The sequence below is a fragment of the Micromonospora sp. SL1-18 genome (assembly GCF_047921505.1).
Taxonomy (GTDB): Bacteria; Actinomycetota; Actinomycetes; order Mycobacteriales; family Micromonosporaceae; genus Micromonospora.
Genome location: NZ_JBLROA010000165.1, coordinates 1 through 1913, shown reverse-complemented (window position 1 = coordinate 1913; position 1913 = coordinate 1). Strand labels below are relative to the sequence as shown.

The 1913-nt window shown below is 63.9% G+C and carries 3 protein-coding genes; 1 reads left to right on the top strand and 2 read right to left on the bottom strand.

Annotated features, from left to right (window positions below; all coding sequences use genetic code 11):
• Positions 1–23: 23 nt before the first annotated feature.
• Together ACNAW0_RS30310 and ACNAW0_RS30305 are read right to left on the bottom strand one after the other, a co-directional pair.
• Positions 24–557 (bottom strand): kinase, encoded by a 534-nt coding sequence (locus ACNAW0_RS30310; protein ID WP_416291466.1) that lies wholly within the window; start codon positions 555–557, stop codon positions 24–26.
• Positions 557–1408: a GntR family transcriptional regulator gene (locus tag ACNAW0_RS30305; RefSeq protein ID WP_416291465.1), complete on the bottom strand. Its 852-nt coding sequence runs from the start codon at positions 1406–1408 to the stop codon at positions 557–559. Before ACNAW0_RS30305 ends, ACNAW0_RS30310 begins: the two co-directional genes overlap by 1 nt.
• A gap of 205 nt (positions 1409–1613) precedes the next feature.
• Between ACNAW0_RS30305 and ACNAW0_RS30300 the strand changes: the two genes are divergently transcribed.
• Positions 1614–1913: hypothetical protein (locus ACNAW0_RS30300; protein ID WP_416291464.1), on the top strand; the 300-nt coding region annotated here is incomplete at its 3' end.

The following is a 1913-nucleotide window of genomic DNA, read 5'->3' as shown; positions in this document are numbered from 1 at the left end:
TGATAGAGCGGAATTCGGCAACGTCATCCGGTGAGCTGCGTCAGGCGCTCATGTACCTGGCGTGCAGCGTCATCGGGAGCGACGGTTGCCGTATCGATCGCAAGGTCCGCGCCGGGCAGTGGTGGAGTCTGGTCCCAAGCCTGTAGCCGGTCCTCCGTGTCGCCGGTTGCCCTGGCCAGAATGCGGTACTGAGCCACGTCTCGCGGGCACTGAAGGTAGACGGTCAACCAACGCGCATTGGGTGCGGCGGACTTGACGGCCTGGACGGCTTCGACCTGGCCGAGATGCAGCACCTGTACATGGCGGGTGAGGTCGGCGCAGAGCGTTGCGCGGTCGACGACGTACACCGCCCCGTATCGGTGGTTCTCCCAGACAACCTGGCCCTCTGCGCGTAGGCGTTCCACCTCGTGCATGTCTGTCATCCGGTATCCGGCCGTCCGTCCCGGTCCAGCCTTCAGACGCTGGAACAGTCGGTAGGCCGGGTCCAGCTCACAGAGAGCCCGGGTGATTGTGTCCTTGCCTACCGCAGGGGGGCCGTACAGCAAGACACCGCGCATCACACCGTTCCTTGGTTCATGACGGCGTCGAGCAGCTCCTTGGCCTGGGTCTGCAAGGGGATGCTGGATGCGCAGTTCTCTACCAGCATGTGGGGCACTGGCGGGCGGAAGTTGATGTCGATGCTGTCCAGGTACGCGGGCCAGTCGGAGAGCTTGCGGGCGTCTCGCGCTGCTCCCCGACGCCTGATGTACGAGTGCATCGTGTCGGGGTCGCAGTACAACCAAACGAAGGTGACGGTGGCATCGAGACTGGCGAACAGTGCCTCGGTGCGGCTGATCCACGCCGGGTCGTTGAACTCGCGGATGAATGGCGCGGTGACAACAGCGCTGTTCCCGCACCCGACGTTCTCCAACACGGCTTCCTCAAGGGCGTCGTACTCGCGAGGGCGGATGATGTTCAAGTACGACTCCGACTCGCGGTCATGAGGCGACAGGCCGAGGACTTCAAGCGCTGCCTCGACAACGGGGCGCGTCAAGGTGTCCTTGTCGAGCATTGGCCACCCGGTCTGCCGGGCGATCACTCGGCCGAGCTCAGTCTTCCCGCTGCCGGCGTAGCCACCGATGATGATCACGCGCGGCTTGGACAGGCGGATCTCGTTGCGCACCTGACCGGGGTTGCGGACAACTCGCTTTGATCGGGACTTGGTGACGATCAAGCCCTCATCAGCAAGAAGCTTCATGGCCTCGCTGATCGTGAAGACGCTGGTGTCCCACTCCGCCGCCAGTTCACGGGTCGATGGCAGGACCTGGCCGTCGCGCAGCACGCCGGCCTCAATGTCGTTGCGGATGTGGCGCGCCACCTGTTGGTGCTTGCTCTCCGCCTTGGAGAGGCGCGGACGCGGGGTTGGCATGAGATTGCCCCTAGCTCTGGGCGTCGGTTTTTGCGTGAGCCTATCAGTGGCCTATCAGTTGTTTAGTGCATCGCCGCTGCTCAAACGGCTTGCGCAAAAGATCTTGGAACCAGACAGTTGATATGTTTAGCTACCAGTTGTTAGTGTGACGGGCATCAAAGCCTAGCCGGCAGGGGCCGGCGGCGAAGACACAAGGAGTGCCAAGGTGGCTGTTCCGAACACGATCAAGGTTCCGGTTCCGTTCGACTACGTCTTCCCGCACGGTGCGCTGTGCCTGGGTGTGGAGCCGGTGACGGACTTCGACAAGCGCGGCCAGGGCGACGACCAGGCCCGCGACAAGGAGTCGGGCGAGCGCCTGTGGGTGGTGAAGGTGCTGGACCTGGACCCGGAGGCGGGGAAGTTCGGCGGGTCGAAGGAAGTGAAGGTGAAGATCGCCGCGCCGGTGCAGCCGGTGCCGCCGGCGTCGAAGATCCCGGGTTATCCGCCGGCGGTGGAGTTCTCCGAT